Origin of the sequence: Streptomyces sp. NPDC007901 (assembly GCF_042959465.1) — a bacterium.
In the GTDB taxonomy this organism is placed as follows: domain Bacteria; phylum Actinomycetota; class Actinomycetes; order Streptomycetales; family Streptomycetaceae; genus Streptomyces.
In genome coordinates this window covers 282,753-298,403 of the sequence record NZ_JBIBKW010000010.1, presented here as the reverse complement: position 1 = coordinate 298,403, position 15,651 = coordinate 282,753, and the positions used below count along the sequence as shown (strand labels likewise).

15 protein-coding genes are annotated in these 15,651 nt (G+C 72.5%); 8 read left to right on the top strand and 7 right to left on the bottom strand.

Going from position 1 to position 15,651, the window contains the following annotated elements; genetic code table 11:
- Positions 1-247: 247 nt before the first annotated feature.
- From ACFZDK_RS31050 to ACFZDK_RS31040, 3 genes are all read left to right on the top strand, one after another.
- Positions 248-1,279: an aspartate-semialdehyde dehydrogenase gene (locus ACFZDK_RS31050; protein WP_390977231.1), complete on the top strand. Its 1,032-nt coding sequence runs from the start codon at positions 248-250 to the stop codon at positions 1,277-1,279.
- Between the two features lie 170 nt (positions 1,280-1,449).
- Entirely contained in the window at positions 1,450-4,023 is a 2,574-nt protein-coding gene (gene pepN, locus ACFZDK_RS31045) for an aminopeptidase N (RefSeq protein ID WP_390977230.1), read from the top strand.
- A gap of 224 nt (positions 4,024-4,247) precedes the next feature.
- Positions 4,248-4,712, top strand: coding sequence for a DUF5707 domain-containing protein (locus ACFZDK_RS31040; protein WP_390977229.1), 465 nt, complete (start codon positions 4,248-4,250; stop codon positions 4,710-4,712).
- A gap of 5 nt (positions 4,713-4,717) precedes the next feature.
- Here the strand turns inward: ACFZDK_RS31040 and ACFZDK_RS31035 are convergent, their stop codons facing one another.
- Positions 4,718-6,160: an FAD-dependent monooxygenase gene (locus tag ACFZDK_RS31035; RefSeq protein WP_390977228.1), complete on the bottom strand. Its 1,443-nt coding sequence runs from the start codon at positions 6,158-6,160 to the stop codon at positions 4,718-4,720.
- Positions 6,161-6,275: 115 nt separating this feature from the next.
- On the opposite strand from ACFZDK_RS31035, the gene ACFZDK_RS31030 reads away from it, so the two are divergent.
- Positions 6,276-6,875 (top strand): TetR family transcriptional regulator, encoded by a 600-nt coding sequence (locus ACFZDK_RS31030; protein WP_390977227.1) that lies wholly within the window; start codon positions 6,276-6,278, stop codon positions 6,873-6,875.
- Between the two features lie 101 nt (positions 6,876-6,976).
- Here the strand turns inward: ACFZDK_RS31030 and ACFZDK_RS31025 are convergent, their stop codons facing one another.
- The 3 genes from ACFZDK_RS31025 to ACFZDK_RS31015 are packed head-to-tail and all read right to left on the bottom strand — an operon-like array spanning position 6,977 to position 9,543.
- Complete coding sequence (locus tag ACFZDK_RS31025) at positions 6,977-7,228, bottom strand: hypothetical protein (RefSeq protein ID WP_390040004.1); 252 nt, start codon at positions 7,226-7,228, stop codon at positions 6,977-6,979.
- A gap of 59 nt (positions 7,229-7,287) precedes the next feature.
- A complete protein-coding gene (gene malQ / locus ACFZDK_RS31020) occupies positions 7,288-9,333 on the bottom strand; it encodes a 4-alpha-glucanotransferase (protein ID WP_390977226.1) in 2,046 nt (681 codons plus the stop codon).
- The gene (locus ACFZDK_RS31015; protein ID WP_390977225.1) at positions 9,334-9,543 is read right to left on the bottom strand and encodes a hypothetical protein; all 210 of its coding nucleotides are present in this window, start codon (positions 9,541-9,543) and stop codon (positions 9,334-9,336) included.
- A 140-nt stretch (positions 9,544-9,683) separates the two neighbouring features.
- Here ACFZDK_RS31015 and ACFZDK_RS31010 point away from each other — a divergent pair, with 140 nt between their 5' ends.
- From ACFZDK_RS31010 to ACFZDK_RS31000, 3 genes are read left to right on the top strand one after another with little or no spacing between them, the layout of a single operon-like run.
- Entirely contained in the window at positions 9,684-10,217 is a 534-nt protein-coding gene (locus ACFZDK_RS31010) for a helix-turn-helix transcriptional regulator (RefSeq protein WP_390977224.1), read from the top strand.
- The gene (locus ACFZDK_RS31005) at positions 10,214-10,912 is read left to right on the top strand and encodes an ATP-binding cassette domain-containing protein (protein ID WP_390977223.1); all 699 of its coding nucleotides are present in this window, start codon (positions 10,214-10,216) and stop codon (positions 10,910-10,912) included. The genes ACFZDK_RS31010 and ACFZDK_RS31005 overlap by 4 nt, the downstream gene beginning before the upstream one ends.
- Entirely contained in the window at positions 10,909-12,279 is a 1,371-nt protein-coding gene (locus ACFZDK_RS31000) for an FtsX-like permease family protein (protein ID WP_390977222.1), read from the top strand. Before ACFZDK_RS31005 ends, ACFZDK_RS31000 begins: the two co-directional genes overlap by 4 nt.
- 129 nt (positions 12,280-12,408) lie before the next feature.
- On the opposite strand, the gene ACFZDK_RS30995 is transcribed toward ACFZDK_RS31000, so the two are convergent.
- Positions 12,409-12,945: an HNH endonuclease gene (locus ACFZDK_RS30995; protein WP_390977221.1), complete on the bottom strand. Its 537-nt coding sequence runs from the start codon at positions 12,943-12,945 to the stop codon at positions 12,409-12,411.
- Between the two features lie 327 nt (positions 12,946-13,272).
- On the opposite strand from ACFZDK_RS30995, the gene ACFZDK_RS30990 reads away from it, so the two are divergent.
- Complete coding sequence (locus ACFZDK_RS30990; RefSeq protein ID WP_390977220.1) at positions 13,273-14,367, top strand: mechanosensitive ion channel domain-containing protein; 1,095 nt, start codon at positions 13,273-13,275, stop codon at positions 14,365-14,367.
- On the opposite strand, the gene ACFZDK_RS30985 is transcribed toward ACFZDK_RS30990, so the two are convergent.
- Together ACFZDK_RS30985 and ACFZDK_RS30980 are read right to left on the bottom strand one after the other, a co-directional pair.
- Entirely contained in the window at positions 14,360-14,986 is a 627-nt protein-coding gene (locus ACFZDK_RS30985) for a hypothetical protein (protein ID WP_390977219.1), read from the bottom strand. The two genes, ACFZDK_RS30990 and ACFZDK_RS30985, sit on opposite strands and share 8 nt — an antisense overlap.
- Complete coding sequence (locus tag ACFZDK_RS30980; protein ID WP_390977218.1) at positions 14,983-15,522, bottom strand: hypothetical protein; 540 nt, start codon at positions 15,520-15,522, stop codon at positions 14,983-14,985. The genes ACFZDK_RS30985 and ACFZDK_RS30980 overlap by 4 nt, the downstream gene beginning before the upstream one ends.
- Positions 15,523-15,651: the final 129 nt, after the last annotated feature.

Sequence of the window (15,651 nt, the reverse complement as noted above, 5' to 3'; positions counted from 1 at the left end):
GTTCGGCCGGATCCCGGACAACTTTTCCGAGGCGTACGTCACACCGGCGCGCGACGCAGCACAGCTTGCGGTACGACGGCCAAGTGGAGGTAATTTCTGCAGCTCAGTGAGGGTGCGGGCGGGAGTTCCACGGGCCGGGTGGTCCGGTCGGCGGGTATGGCGCGCAAAGAATTGGACAGGCTGACCCGGGTCGGCCGCATGATGGAAAGGCCGCAGACACACATCGACGCAGGTAAAGGGAGTCACCGTGAGGGTCGGAATCGTCGGAGCCACCGGTCAGGTCGGCACGGTCATGCGCAGGATCCTCGCGGAACGGGCTGCATTCAATTCTCTTGGCCCGGTCACGGAGCTGCGCCTGTTCGCCTCGGCCCGTTCGGCCGGGTCCGTGCTCGACGGTGTGACGGTGGAGGACGCGGCGACCGCCGACTACTCGGGCCTGGACATCGTGCTGTTCTCGGCGGGCGGGGCCACCTCGAAGGCGCTGGCCGAGAAGGTCGCCTCGCAGGGGGCCGTCGTGATCGACAACTCCTCCGCCTGGCGCAAGGACCCCGAGGTCCCGCTGGTCGTCTCCGAGGTGAATCCGCACGCGATCGCGGACCGTCCCAAGGGCATCATCGCCAACCCGAACTGCACCACGATGGCCGCGATGCCGGTCCTGAAGGTGCTGGACGCGGAGGCGGGCCTCGAGGCGCTGGTCGCCACCACCTACCAGGCGGTGTCCGGCTCCGGTCTCGCGGGCGTGGCGGAGCTGCACGGCCAGGTGCAGAAGGTCGCCGCCGACGCGGAGAAGCTCACCCACGACGGCGCGGCGGTCGACTTCCCCGAGCCGCAGGTCTACAAGCGCCCCATCGCCTTCAACGTGCTCCCCTTCGCCGGCAACCTCGTCGACGACGGTCTGAACGAGACCGACGAGGAGCAGAAGCTGCGCAACGAGTCCCGCAAGATCCTGGAGCTCCCCGAGCTGAAGGTCTCCGGCACCTGCGTGCGCGTCCCGGTGTTCTCCGGTCACTCGCTCCAGATCAACGCGCGGTTCGCCCGGCCGATCAGCCCCGAGCGGGCGACCGAGCTGCTGTCCGACGCGCCCGGCGTCGAGCTGTCCGAGATCCCGACGCCGCTGCAGGCGGCCGGGCAGGACCCGTCGTACGTCGGGCGGATCCGGCGGGACGAGACGGTGGAGAACGGGCTCGCGCTGTTCGTCTCCAACGACAACCTCCGCAAGGGGGCCGCGCTGAACGCCGTGCAGATCGCGGAGCTGGTCGCCGCGGAGCTGTCGCAGTAGTCACGTGCGGGTGCGTGGGGGCTGGTCGCGCCCACGCGGCGGAAGCCGCATGTCGACACAGCCCCGCGCCCCTTACGGGGCACGTCAATCTCGCGGGTTTTCCCTCGTCGCCCTCCTCCCGTGTCCCGTGGAAGGATGGCGCAACCCACACATAACGAGGAGATGACCGCGTGCCTGGCACAAACCTGACTCGCGAAGAGGCGCAGCAGCGGGCGAAGCTGCTCACCGTTGACTCGTACGAGATCGATCTCGACCTCTCCGGCGCGCAGGAGGGCGGTACCTACCGGTCCGTGACCACGGTGCGCTTCGACGTCGCCGGATCCGGCGCCGCTTCCTTCATCGACCTGGTGGCCCCGGCGGTCCACGAGGTCACCCTCAACGGTGACGCGCTCGACCCGGCCGAGGTCTTCGCGGACTCCCGGATCGCGCTGCCCGGCCTGCTGGAGGGCCGCAACGTCCTCCGGGTGGCCGCCGACTGCGCGTACACCAACACGGGTGAGGGTCTGCACCGGTTCGTCGACCCGGTCGACGAGCAGGCGTACCTCTACACCCAGTTCGAGGTGCCGGACGCCCGCCGCGTCTTCGCCTCCTTCGAGCAGCCCGACCTGAAGGCGACCTTCCAGTTCACCGTGAAGGCGCCCACCGGCTGGACGGTCATCTCGAACTCGCCGACGCCCGAGCCCAAGGACGACGTCTGGACCTTCGAGCCGACGCCGCGGATCTCGTCGTACATCACCGCGCTGATCGTCGGCCCGTACCACTCCGTGCACAGCGTGTACGAGAAGGACGGCCAGAGCGTGCCGCTCGGCATCTACTGCCGGCCGTCGCTCGCCGAGTTCCTGGACTCGGACGCGATCTTCGAGGTGACCCGGCAGGGCTTCGAGTGGTTCCAGGAGAAGTTCGACTACGCGTACCCGTTCAAGAAGTACGACCAGCTGTTCGTGCCCGAGTTCAACGCGGGCGCGATGGAGAACGCGGGCGCGGTGACCATCCGCGACCAGTACGTCTTCCGGTCCAAGGTGACCGACGCGGCGTACGAGACGCGGGCCGAGACCATCCTGCACGAGCTGGCCCACATGTGGTTCGGCGACCTGGTCACCATGGAGTGGTGGAACGACCTGTGGCTGAACGAGTCGTTCGCCACCTACACCTCCATCGCCTGCCAGGCGTACGCGCCCGAGTCGCGCTGGCCGCACTCGTGGACGACGTTCGCCAACTCCATGAAGACCTGGGCGTACCGGCAGGACCAGCTGCCCTCCACGCACCCGATCATGGCCGAGATCCGGGATCTCGACGACGTGCTCGTCAACTTCGACGGCATCACGTACGCCAAGGGCGCGAGTGTGCTGAAGCAGCTCGTCGCGTACGTCGGGATGGACGAGTTCTTCAAGGGCGTGCAGGCGTACTTCAAGCGGCACGCGTACGGCAACACGCGCCTGTCCGACCTGCTGGGCGCCCTGGAGGAGACCTCGGGGCGTGACCTGAGCACCTGGTCGCAGAAGTGGCTGCAGACGGCGGGCATCAACATCCTGCGCCCGGAGGTGGAGACGGACGCCGACGGTGTCGTCACCTCCTTCGCCATCCGCCAGGAGGCCCCGGCGCTGCCGGCCGGCGCCAAGGGAGAGCCCACTCTCCGTCCGCACCGGATCGCGATCGGCCTGTACGACCTCGACGAGGCGAGCGGCAAGCTGGTGCGCACCGAGAGGGTCGAGCTGGACGTGGACGGCGAGCTGACGGCCGTACCGCAGCTGACCGGCCGCCGCCGTCCCGCGGTGTTCCTGCTCAACGACGACGACCTGTCGTACGCCAAGGTCCGCCTCGACGAGGAGTCCCTGCACGTCGTCACCGAGCACCTCGGCGACTTCGAGTCCTCGCTGCCCCGCGCGCTGTGCTGGGCGTCGGCCTGGGACATGACCCGGGACGCCGAGCTGCCCACCCGCGAGTACCTGTCGCTGGTGCTGTCGGGCATCGGCAAGGAGTCCGACATCGGTGTCGTGCAGTCGCTGCACCGCCAGGTGAAGCTCGCCGTCGAGCTGTACGCCGACCCGAGCGCCCGTGAGGCCCTGCTCACCCGCTGGACCGACGCCACCCTGGCCCACCTGCGGGCCGCCGCGCCGGCCAGCGACCACCAGCTGGCCTGGGCCCGCGCCTTCGCGGCCACCGCCCGCACCCCGGAGCAGCTGGACCTCCTCGACGGTCTGCTGGACGGCACCCACACCATCGAGGGCCTGGCCGTCGACACCGAACTGCGCTGGGCGTTCGTGGAGCGGCTGGCGGCGGTCGGCCGCTTCGACGAGACGGAGATCGCGGGCGAGTACGAGCGGGACCGGACGGCGGCCGGTGAGCGGCACGCGGCCACCGCCCGGGCGGCCCGGCCGACCGAGGAGGCGAAGGCGGAGGCGTGGGCGTCGGTCATCGACTCCGACAAGCTGCCGAACGCCGTGCAGGAGGCCGTGATCGGCGGCTTCGTCCAGACCGACCAGCGTGAGCTGCTGGCGCCCTACACCGACAAGTACTTCGAGATCCTGAAGTCGGTGTGGGACTCCCGCTCGCACGAGATCGCCCAGCAGATCGCGATCGGCCTCTACCCGGCCCTCCAGGTGTCCCAGGAGACCCTCACCAAGACGGACACCTGGCTGGCCTCGGCCCAGCCGAACGCGGCCCTGGCCCGGCTGGTCTCGGAGTCCCGCGCGGGCGTCGAGCGCGCCCTGAAGGCCCAGGCGGCGGACGCGGCTGCGCAGTAGCAGGCGGTACTGCGCGGTACGACGCGATACGACGGAGAGGGCGCCCGGTGCCAGGACACCGGGCGCCCTCTCCGTGCGTCCGTCTACTCCCCCTCACCCAGGCGGAGTTGAGTACCCGTGCTCACGCCGGGGGTGCCCGCGCGTTGCGAACATCGGTGCAACGGCGCGGCACAGAGCGCCGGTTCGTCCAGCCGAGTCACTCAGACCCTTACGGAGAATCCGCCATGTCCCGTCGTATCGTCCTGCCCGTCGTCGCCGGTGTCGTCGTCCTCGCGGGTGCCGGGGCCTTCGCCCTGGCCTACGCCGGGGACCAGGACCCGTCGCCGGCCCTGGCCCACAGCACCGCCCGCTACACCGCCCCCGAGGCCGGCCACAAGGGCTCGCTCTCCTTCACCACCGAGGTCACCGCGCCCTCCGGGGTCACGAGCCTGAAGGTGCTGGCCTGGCCGGAGAAGTCCGAGTTCGCGAGGAAGTCGCTGACCGCCAAGGACATGGCCGCGGCCGAAGTGGAGTCGGCGACCTGCACGCCGGCCGGCAGCCACACCGTCCGGTGCGTGTACCAGGCTCCGGTGTCCGCCGCCGACGCCGCGTCCTCCGCGCACGGCGCCTGGCACATCGCCGTGCTGGCCACGGCGAAGGACGGCCACACCACCTTCGACACCAAGGCCGCGGACTTCACCCTCGCCTGAACCGGTCACCCGAGGTGGGTGGCCAGCGCCCGCTCGATGTCCGGCGCCTGGGCGTTCTCGGCGGCCCAGGCCACGTATCCGTCGGGGCGCACCAGCAGGGTCGTACGGCGGTCGCTCGCCCAGTGGCCGACGGTCAGGCGGTCCGCGCGTTCCGCACCCGGGTCACAGGGGTCCGGGGTGACCAGCACGAACCGGCCGCCGCGCAGGGCCTCGTAGAGCCGGCCGCCGCCGGCCAGGGCGAGGTCGGGGACGCGGGCGCCGGTGAGGCGGTGGGCGCCGCGCGGCGCGGGGTAACGGTAGCCGATGCCGGTGACCTGGCCGACCGCCTTGGCGCGGAGGGGGGCGAGGTGGTGGACGGCGGTGGTGAGCGCGGTCCGCACCGGCAGCTGCCAGCCCTTGGCCATCGCGAGCCGGACCAGCGCGCCGCTGCTGCGCAGCACCGACTTTCCTACGGGGTGGCGTTCGCTCTGGTAGGTGTCGAGCAGGCCGGGAGCCGCGTGGCCGTGCAGCACGGCGGCGAGCTTCCAGCTCAGGTTGGCCGCGTCCTGCAGGCCCGTGTTCAGTCCCTGGCCGCCGGCCGGGGTGTGCACATGCGCCGCGTCACCGGCCAGGAAGACCCGGCCGACCCGGTAGCGGGGCGCCTGCCGCTCGTCGCTGTGGAAGCGGGACATCCAGCGGGCGTCGTGCATCCCGTAGTCCCGGCCGAGGGCGAGCCGGGTGATCTCCCGGACCTCGTCGAGGCCGACCGGCTCGTGGTCGGGGACGTCACGGCCGCGGTGCCAGCAGATCACGCGGTAGTAGCCGTCGCCGAAGGGGGCGAGGAAGGCGAACGCGTCGCCGACCGCGGCGGCCGTGAGCAGCGTCTCGGGCTTCTCCGCGAGCAGCACGTCGGCGAGGACCACGGACCGGATCACCGACCTGCCCGGGAACGGCAGCCCGACCGCCTCCCGCACCGCGCTGCGCATCCCGTCGGTACCGACGACGTACGCGGCCCGCAGGCTCTCACCGCCCCTGACGTGGACGGTGACCCCGTCCGCGTCCTGGGTCAGTCCGGTCACCTCGGTCTCGTACCGGAAGTCGACGCCCGCCTCGGCCGCCCGGCGCTCCAGGACCTTCTCGATCTCGTACTGCGGGAGGACGAGGACGTGGGGGAAGCGGGAGGGGAGGGTGCCGAGGTCGAGGGTGAGGCCGTCGAAGAGGTTGAGCCGGGTGAGGGGCTGCCCGATGGCTTCGAGGTCGTCGGCCAGGCCGCGGGCGTCCAGCTGCTCCAGGGCGCGGGCGTGCAGGGCGAAGGCGCGGGAGAGGTTGCTGATCTTGTGGGGGCGCCTTTCGAGGAGGGTGACCGGGATGCCGGCGGCGGCGAGGTCACCGGCCAGGAGCAGGCCGGTGGGACCGCAGCCGACGACGATCACACGGGGCGTTCCTGAGGTGCCAGTCGTGCCGTTCATGAGGGCCTCCTCGAGGTCAACGATTGTTTGCCAACGCTCGTTGACGAGCCTAGAGCGAGGCCGCCCGAAGCGTCAACACTTGTTGGCCCACACATGTTGGCCTACGCTCGTTGGCATGACCGGCACTCCCAGTAGAAGCACAGATTCCGCGCACGGCCCGGCGGCGCGCCGCTCCGACGCCAGCCGCTCCGCGATCCTGGCCGCCGCCCGCGAGCGCTTCGCCACCGACGGCTACGAGCGCGCCACCATCCGCGCCATCGCCAAGGACGCGCACATCGACCCCTCCATGGTCATGCGCTACTTCGGCAGCAAGGACGGCCTCTTCGCGGCCGCCGTCGCGCTCGACCTGCGGATCCCCGACCTGTCGCAGGCGCCGCGCGCCGAGGTCGGGCGGGCACTGGTGGAGCACTTCCTGAACATCTGGGAGGAGAACGAGGAGCTCACCGCGGTCCTGCGGGTCGGCGTCACCAACCAGGCGGGCGCCGAGCGTCTGCAGGGCATCTTCCGGGAGCAGGTGGTGCCGGTGGCCCAGCGGGTGTGCCCGGATCCCGAGCAGGTGCCGGCGCGGGCGGCGCTGTGTGCCACGCAGTTGCTGGGGCTCGCCCTCACCCGCTACGTGCTGCGGCTGCCGCCGGCCGTGGCGCTGGCCCGTGAGGAGATCGTGGCGTGGCTCGGGCCGACCGTGCAGCGGTACCTGACCGCGCCGAGTCCCTGAGCGAACGCGCCGAGGGCGCCGGTCGGCTCCCGTACGCACGACACGTACGGAAGGCGACCGGCGCCCTCGGTGGAACGAAGAGGCTGCGGGAAGGCCGGGACCTACGCCTTGGCCTTCGGCTTGGTGACCCGGACCTTCGACTTGTCCAGCACCATCACCAGACCGGCGATGACCGCGAACAGCACGAGCGGGGTCAGGACGTAGAGGCCCAGCGTCTGGACGACGCTCAGGCCCTTGCCGGGGTCGTCGCCGTCGTCACGCGTGAGCGCGAGGGCGGGGGACGACATGAGCAGCATCATCAGCGTCGTACCGGCAGCCAGGGCGCCGGCGCGCAGGGCGTTCTTCTTGTCCACGGTCCCCAAGTTAGCGGGCCGACCTGGGAGGCGCGCGTCCGGGGTACCTGTTAACGGGGTCATGGGGCCCGGTCCGCGTCGAGGGTCTCCAGCAGGGCCCGTGCCCGCTCCGACGCCATCAGCTCCTCCAGGGTCACCGGGCGGCCCGTAGGGTCCGCGACGGGCAGGCGCCAGTTCGGGTACTGGTCCCAGGTGCCGGGGAGGTTCTGCGGGCGGCGGTCGCCGACGGTGTCCGGGAGCCAGACGCCGATCATGCGGGCGGGGGTGCTCAGCAGGAAGCGGTGGACGGCCCGGATCTCGGCCTCCTCGTCGCCGACGTCGGTCCCGGCGAGCAGGCCCAGGCTGATCAGCAGGGCCAGCCACTCCGCCGTGTCGGCCTTCGCGTCCGCCAGTTCCTCCGCCACCGGGCGCGTCAGCAGGCCGAGGCGGTCGCGGAGTTCGACGTGTTCGCCGGTGAGGCGGGCGGCGGTGGACGGCAGGTCGTGGGTGGTGGCGGTGGCGAGGCAGTCGGCGCGCCAGCGTTGCGGGGGCAGCGGGTGGCCGTCGCCCTCCCAGTCCCGTTCGAACCAGAGCACGGAGGTGCCGAGGACCCCGTGCCGCTGGAGCGTCTCGCGGACCCCCGGCTCCACGGTGCCCAGGTCCTCCCCGATCACCACCGCGCCCGCCCGGGTCGCCTCCAGGGCCAGCAGGGCCAGCATGGCCTCGGCGTCGTAGCGGACGTAGGTGCCCTCCGTCGGCGGTCGGCCCTCCGGTACCCACCAGAGCCGGAACAGGCCCATCACATGGTCGATGCGCAGGGCACCGGCGTAGCGGAGGAGGGCGCGCAGGAGGCCGCGGAAGGGGGCGTGGCCACTGGCGGCGAGGCGGTCGGGGCGCCAGGGCGGCAGGCCCCAGTCCTGGCCGCGGGCGTTGAAGGCGTCGGGCGGGGCGCCGACGGACATCCCGGCGGCGAAGAACGCGCCCTGCGCCCAGGCGTCGGCGCCCTGGGGATGCACGCCGACGGCGAGGTCGTGCACGATCCCGACCGGCATCCCGGCCTCGCGGGCGGTGCGCTGGGCGTCGGTGAGCTGGGTGACGGTGAGCCAGGCGAGCCGGGTGTGGAAGGCGACGCGGTCGCCCAGCTCGGCACGGGCCCGGGCGGTCTCCGCCGAGCGGGGGTCGCGCAGGGCCTTCGGCCACCGGCGCCACTCGGAGCCGTACTTCTCGGCGAGCGCGTACCAGGTGGCGTGGTCCTCCAGGTCCGGCCCCTCCGCCGCGCGGAAGGCGTCGTAGGCGGCCTGCCGGGCCGGATCGAGCGGTACGGCGGCCACCGCCTCCAGCGCCTCCCGCTTCAGCTCCCACACCGCGTCCCGATCGATGAGCGCGCCCTTGTCGAGGACGGCGGCGCGCAGCCGTCCGGCGCGTTCGGCGAGCGCGGGGTCCTCGGCGTACTCGGGGACGGACTCCAGCCGCAGATGCACCGGGTCCGGGAAACGGCGCGAGGAGGGACGGTACGGGGACGGGTCGGTGGGCGCCCCGGGGACAGCCGCGTGCAACGGGTTGACCTGCACGAACCCGGCCCCGGCGGTGCGTCCGGCCCAGTCGGCCAGCGCGCTGAGGTCGCCGAGGTCGCCCATGCCCCAGGAGCGCCGGGACAGCAGCGAGTAGAGCTGGACGAGGAGTCCGTAGGAGCGGGTGGCGGGGGTGGGCAGCCGGTCGGGCGCGACGACGAGGTGGCAGCGGCCGGTACGGCCGTCGGGGGCGGCGGCGGTCAGCAGATGGACCCCGAGCGGCAGGTCCCGTACGCCGTCGCGGGTCTCGCCGTCCTCCGTGCGCACCTCCACGCGGGTCCCCGCGGGCAGGCCGAGGTCGATCCCGCCGGCGCCCGCCCAGTGGACGACCGTCGGCGGCAGCAGCCGTTCGGCGAGGTCGCGCTCGCGGTCGGCGAGAGCGGTGCGGACGGCTTCCGGGCCGCTCGCGTCGACACCCAGGGCGCCGAGGGCGGCGATCACGGCGGAGGCCGAGGCGGCGACCGTACGGTCCGGGGACGGGCTGTAGGAGGTGGCGACGCCGTGCAGCTCCGCCAGCCGGGACAGCTCCCCGTCGAGGGGAGCGGCTTCGCTCATCTACAACCCCGGCTCGCTGGTCAGGGGGGCCGCGTCGGCGAGCGGCGGTTCGCTGGTCAGCGGCTCGGCGTCGGGCAGCGGCGGCTCACTGGTCAGCGGGGCCTCCGCGCAGGCGCTCTCCGCGCTGAACACGCACAGATGGGGCTCCTCCTCGGTCTCCACCAAGGGTTTGAACTGGGCCGGGATCGGATGATGAACCGTTGCGGCCACGGTGGCCTCCTCGTCGTTTCGTCGGGTACGGCGGCGGGTGCCGGGTCATGGCAGGCCTACCCAGTGAACGGGACGGCACTCTCGACGGAAACCCGAGCCACTATTCACTCAGTACATGTATCTAGTGCATACTGATCTCCATGAGTACCCGGCACATCCTCCTGGGGCTGCTCGAGGCCGGCCCGAGTCATGGCTACGACCTCAAGCGGCGCCACGACGAGCGCTTCCCGCAGGCCCGCCCGCTGGCCTACGGGCAGGTCTACACGACCCTGCAGCGCCTGGTCCGCGACGGCCTGGCGGAGGTCGACGGCACCGACGCCGACGGCGGCCCCGAGCGGACCCGCTACCGCTCGACGGAGGCGGGCGCGCACGAACTGGCCCGGTGGGCGGGGGCGATCACCCCGCCGGCGCCGTTCGTGGCGAACGAGATCTTCGCCAAGGTCGTGGTGTCGATCCTGGCCGGCGGTGACCCGGCCGCCTACCTGCGCGACCAGCGCGCCGCGCACATGGAGCGGATGCGGGAGCTCACCGCCGTCAAGACGGCCCGGAAGGCCGATCTGACGACCGTGCTCTCGGCGGACTTCGCCCTCAACCACCTCGACGCCGACCTCCGTTGGATGACCACGACGGCGGCCCGGCTCACCACTCTGACCGCGGAGGTCGACTCAGCATGAGCACCAAGGGGGGCACCCCGATACCGCTTCTGACGGGCCGGGACCTGGCCAAGGCACACGGCAGGACCGAGGCCCTGCGCGGGGCCTCGGTCGGGCTGCGCGCGGGCGAGATCCTCGCCGTGACCGGCGCCAGCGGCAGCGGGAAGTCCACGCTGCTGCACTGCCTCGCCGGGATCGTCCGCCCGGACGCGGGCTCGGTGACGTACGCCGGGGAGCGGCTGGACCGACTGCCGGAGAAGCGGCTGAGCGAGCTGCGGCGGACCGACTTCGGGGTGGTCTTCCAGTTCGGGCAGCTGATCCCGGAGCTCACGGCGCTGGACAACGTGGCGCTGCCGCTGATGCTCGCGGGGACGACCCGTGCGGACGCCCGGGCGCAGGCCGGCGAGTGGCTGGAGCGGGTCGGGGTGCGCGGGCAGGAGGAGCTGCGGCCGGGCTCGATGAGCGGCGGGCAGGCCCAGCGGGCCGCGCTGGCCCGGGCGCTGGTGACCGGCCCGAAGGTGGTCTTCGCGGACGAGCCGACCGGGGCCCTGGACTCGCTGGCGAGCGAGCAGGTGATGACCGCCCTGGTGCACACGGTCCGGGAGACGGGCGCGGCCGTCCTGCTGATCACGCACGACGCCCAGGTGGCGGCGTACGCGGACCGCGAGGTGCGGCTGAGCGACGGGGCCGTGCTGCCGGCGGGGGTGACCGCGTGAGGGCCGATCTGGCGCTCGCCTGGCTGCTGACCCGGGGGTCGGACCGGCGGGAGTGGTGGCGGGTCGTGCTGACGGCGGCCGGGGCCGCCCTCGCGACCGGGCTCGGGACGGTGGTCGCCGTGCTGGTGCCGATGGACGGCCACCATCACATCGGGGTCGGCGGCGGGCTGCTGGACGAGGAGGGGACCCGGGGCGGTGTGGTCGTCGCGCTGACGATGCTGCTCATCCCGGTGTACGGGTTCCTCGGGCAGAGCGCGCGGATCGGTGCCGTGCACCGCGACCGGCGGCTGGCCGCGCTGCGGCTGGCGGGGGCCGGGGCCGCGCAGGTGCGGCGGATCGCGGCGCTGGAGTCGGGGTTCGCCTGCCTGGCCGGCGCCGCCGCGGCCACGGCGGTCTCGGTGCCGGTCCTGCTCCGCCTGTGGTCCCACCCCGTCCCCCTGGCCTGGGCCGGGATCGCCGCGATGGTCCTGCTGGTGCCGGCGGCCGGCGCGGCGGTGGGCGTGCTGTCGCTGCGCCGCGTGGTGGCGTCGCCGCTGGGTGTCGTACGGCGGGTGCCGCCGGCGGGTCCGGGGCGGCTGTTCCAGGCGGCGACCGTCCTGCTGGGCGTGTCCGCGCTGTTCGTGGTGGTGGCCGTGTTCGTGCGCGACCCCTTCTCGCTCCCCCTGTTCGGGCTCGCCGTCGGCCCGCTCGTGGTCTTCGCCCTGTGCCTGCTGATCGGCGCCGTGGCGGTGTGGCTGGCGGGCTGGTCCTCCCGGCGGCTGGGCTCGGCGCTCGCCGCCCGCACCGGCAGCCCCGCGGTGCTGATCGCGGCGGAACGGCTCCGCGACGACCCGTGGGCGGCGGCCCGGACCCACGCGGCCGTGCTGCTGGTGACGGTCGTCGGCACGGCCTTCGTGGGGGTCCGGCAGGTACTGCTCGCCGACCTGCGCGCCTCCGAGCGCGAGGGCCACCTCGGGATGGGCCTGTCCTACTACACCGACGGGCTCGATCTGACGGCCGCCGCGATCCTCGTCGCCCTGGCGATCGTGCTGTCCGCGCTCGCCGTGGGCACCGCGGAGTCCCTGGCCACCCGACGCCGGGGCCTGGCGGTCCAGACCGCCGCCGGGGTGCCGCACGGGGTGCTGGCCCGGGCACTGCTGCTGGAGACCGCGCTGCCGCTGCTCCCCGCGGTCGCGGTGGCGGGTGCGGGCGGCATGGGGATCGGGGTCTGGTACGCGGCGCTCGTCAGGGAGCACACCGACTCGGGGGTGCCGTACGCGGCGCTGCTGGTCCCGGTGGGCGTGTACGTCTGCTGTCTGCTCGCCGCGGCCACCTCGCTGCCCCTGCTGCGCCGCTCGGTGCGCCCCGCGGAGCTGCGCTACACGTGACCGCCGCCTGACCCCGGGATGAGCGTCCGGTCCCGGGGGCGCAGGGGAGTCCCGGGGCCCGAGCACGCGCGTCCCGAAGGACCCCGTGGCCGAGCCGGCGGCCACGGGGGTATGCGAAGGCCCGGATCGTCAGGCGGAGATGCCGTCGATCCGGGCCAGGGCGTCATCCGCGCCGTACGGCTGCAAGTACGGCAGCCAGCGCGGGTCCCTATGGCCGGTGCCGATGATGCGCCAGGCCAGGCCGGTGGGTGGGGCTGGTTTGTGCCGCAGCCGCCAGCCGATCTCGAAGAGATGGCGGTCGGCCTTGACGTGGTTGCAGCGGCGGCAGGACGCCACCACGTTGTCCCAGACGTGCTGACCCCCGCGACTGCGCGGGATGACGTGGTCGACGCTGGTTGCGACGCCACCGCAGTACATGCACCGGCCCCCGTCGCGGGCGAAGAGCGCCCTGCGGGTGAGAGGAACGGGCCCCCGGTAGGGAACCCGTACGAATCGCTTGAGCCGGACCACGCTGGGTGCGGGGACTGTGATGGTTGCGCTGTGCATATAGGCGCCGGATTCCTCCAAGGCGACAGCCTTGTTCTCCAGGACGAGGATGAGCGCGCGGCGGAGCGGTACGACGCCGAGCGGCTCGTACGACGCGTTGAGGACCAGGACATGCGGCACGGCGGCCTCCTTGGGCGTCGGCGGCGCGTGGCTCGCGCCGGGACGATCTGTGGCCAGTCTCCCCTCTTGCCTGGTGGACGCGCCACCATGTCCGCGTAACGGGCTGGGAGTGTTTTCGACCACACCGCATTTCATCCCCCGGTCGCCACCCTGTTCAAGCGGGCGTGAGCACGGTCTCTCCTTCTCGTATCGGTCGGGCGCACACGCGATGCCCCGTTAGTGTGGTGATCCTGCCCGTCCGGTGACCTTTTCGTGACCTTGAACCAGCCGTACGACCCGTGACCGCCGTACCGGAGGGCAGTACCGCACCGCCTGGAGGTACCCGCCGTGTCCTTGCCCGCCGTCCTACTGGCCGCCGGTTCGTCGCCGTCGCCGACTCCTTCGGGATCGTCGACCCCGGCGGTGCCCACGCTCCAGGACGCCCAGGAGAGCGCCACCAACGCCGCGAGCTGGGTCGAGCAGAACTGGTCGACCTGGCTCGCGATAGGCCTGAAGGTGCTGCTGATCCTGGTGATCGCGGTGGTGCTCAGAAACGTCGTGCTGCGGTCGATAACCAAGCTCATCGACCGGATGAACCGCACGGCCGAGTCGGCGGAGGGCACCACCCTCGGCGGGCTGCTGGTCAACGCGGAGCGGCGGCGGCAGCGCTCGCAGGCGATCGGGTCCGTGCTGCGGTCGATGGCGAGCTTCGTGATCCTGGGCACGGCGGCGCTGACGGTGCTGTCCGCCTTCCAGATCAACCTCGCGCCGCTGCTGGCCTCGGCCGGTGTCGCCGGTGTCGCGATCGGTTTCGGCGCCCGGAACCTGGTCACGGACTTCCTGTCCGGAGTCTTCATGATCCTGGAGGACCAGTACGGCGTCGGTGACTCGATCGACGCGGGGGTGGCCTCCGGCGAGGTCATCGAGGTCGGCCTGCGGGTGACCAAGCTGCGCGGCGACAACGGCGAGATCTGGTACGTCCGCAACGGCGAGGTGAAGCGGATCGGCAACCTCTCGCAGGGCTGGGCCACGGCCGGTGTCGACGTCACCCTGCGGCCCAGCGAGGACCTCGACAAGGTCCGGGCCACCCTGGACGAGGTCGCCGAGAAGATGGCCAAGGAGGAGCCCTGGAACGAGCTGCTGTGGGGCCCGATCCAGATCCTCGGCCTGGACTCCGTCCTCATCGACTCGATGGTCGTCCGGCTCTCCGCCAAGACCATGCCCGGCAAGGCGCTGACCGTGGAGCGCGAGCTGCGCTGGCGGATCAAGCGGGCCTTCGACGCGGCGGACATCCGGATCGTCGGCGGAGTGCCGGTCGCCCTCACGGAGGACGAGGCCCCGGATCCGGCGGCGGCCGTGGCCGCGCCGTCCGTGTTCTCCAACGCGGACTCCCCGCAGGTGGCGGCGACGACCCCGATCGCCTCGCAGCGGCCGGCTAAGTAGTCCCGCCGCCGCAGGCCAGCCGGTAGGCCTCCCTGATCCAGGCCTTGTCGGTGCGCGGATCGACGCCGCACTCCAGGGAGGAGTCGGTGTTGCCGTTGAGCCAGGTGGTGACGCTGCCGTGGACGGCACGGCCAGGGCAGTCGACCGTGAAGCTGCCCTCCACGACCGACACCGCCTTGGCGTCGACATAGCGCCCGCCGTGTCCGAGGGTGCCCATCTTGAGCGGCGAAGGCCTGCGGTCGGCGGATTCCTCCCCGGGCGCGGCGAACTGCTCCGCGTCCCACCACGTGAGGCGCTTGGCGAGCGCGGCCAGGACGCGGTGCGCGGAGACGCCTGCGTCGCTGGTGTCGACCCGGGGGACGATGTCGCGGACGAGCTGGGGGCGGAAGGTGATCCAGCCGTGGTCACCGTCCTTCACCGTCACGACCGGGGAGATCTCGGTGAGCCGTTCCTCCCGTGTCACGGCGGCCCAGCGGAAGGTCCCGCCCGGACAGGCGGGGGCGGTGGCGGACGCCGTTGCCGACGGCTTGTCCTCGGCCTGCTTCCCGGTCGTCGTGGTGCAGCCCCCCGTCGCCAGGAGGAGAGCGCCGAGCACGATCCCGAGCTGACGCCGTCTCACTTCGCCTCCCGGGGCCGCAGCGTGCGCACTATCTGGCAGACCGCGGTGAACGCGGCGCCCCCCAGGACGCCGCTCCCAAGGTGCTCGGGGGCGCGGACCTCCACGTGGGTCTCGCCCGAGGCGTCGTCGAAGGTGACCGAGCCCTCGGCGGACAGCCGGGTGCGGTACGGGCGCCAGCGGAACTCGATCGGGTTGCCGTCGCCGACGTCGGACGCCCGCCGGGCCGCGCCCAGTTCGGCACGGATCCGGTCGAACGGGACACCGGTGAGGGTGTGGCTCTGAGTGGCGTCCAGGAGGTGCTCGCCGGCCGCCACGCCCAGGTCGCGGGCCCGGCGCACCAGCAGACCGGTCCGGCAGCGGGCCCAGAGCAGCGCGAGCGCGAGGAACGCCACCGCATACCCGGCCAGATGCCGCAGGGTCGTCAGGGAGAAACCCTGGTCGACGAGATCGAGGACGCACAGCGTGAGGACCGGCACCACGGAATCACCGCCGGCACCGCGCAGCAGCCGCACGAAGAGCCGTCTTCGAGGGGTCATGGTCGGTCGCCGTTCTCCTGGTCGGTGTCGGGATCGGTCGGTGTCGGGATCACAGGACAGGAAGCTATGAGACCGGGCCTGTTGACCAGGCCGGACGAAGATCGTGACGGAGCCGTGACCACCGGCCCG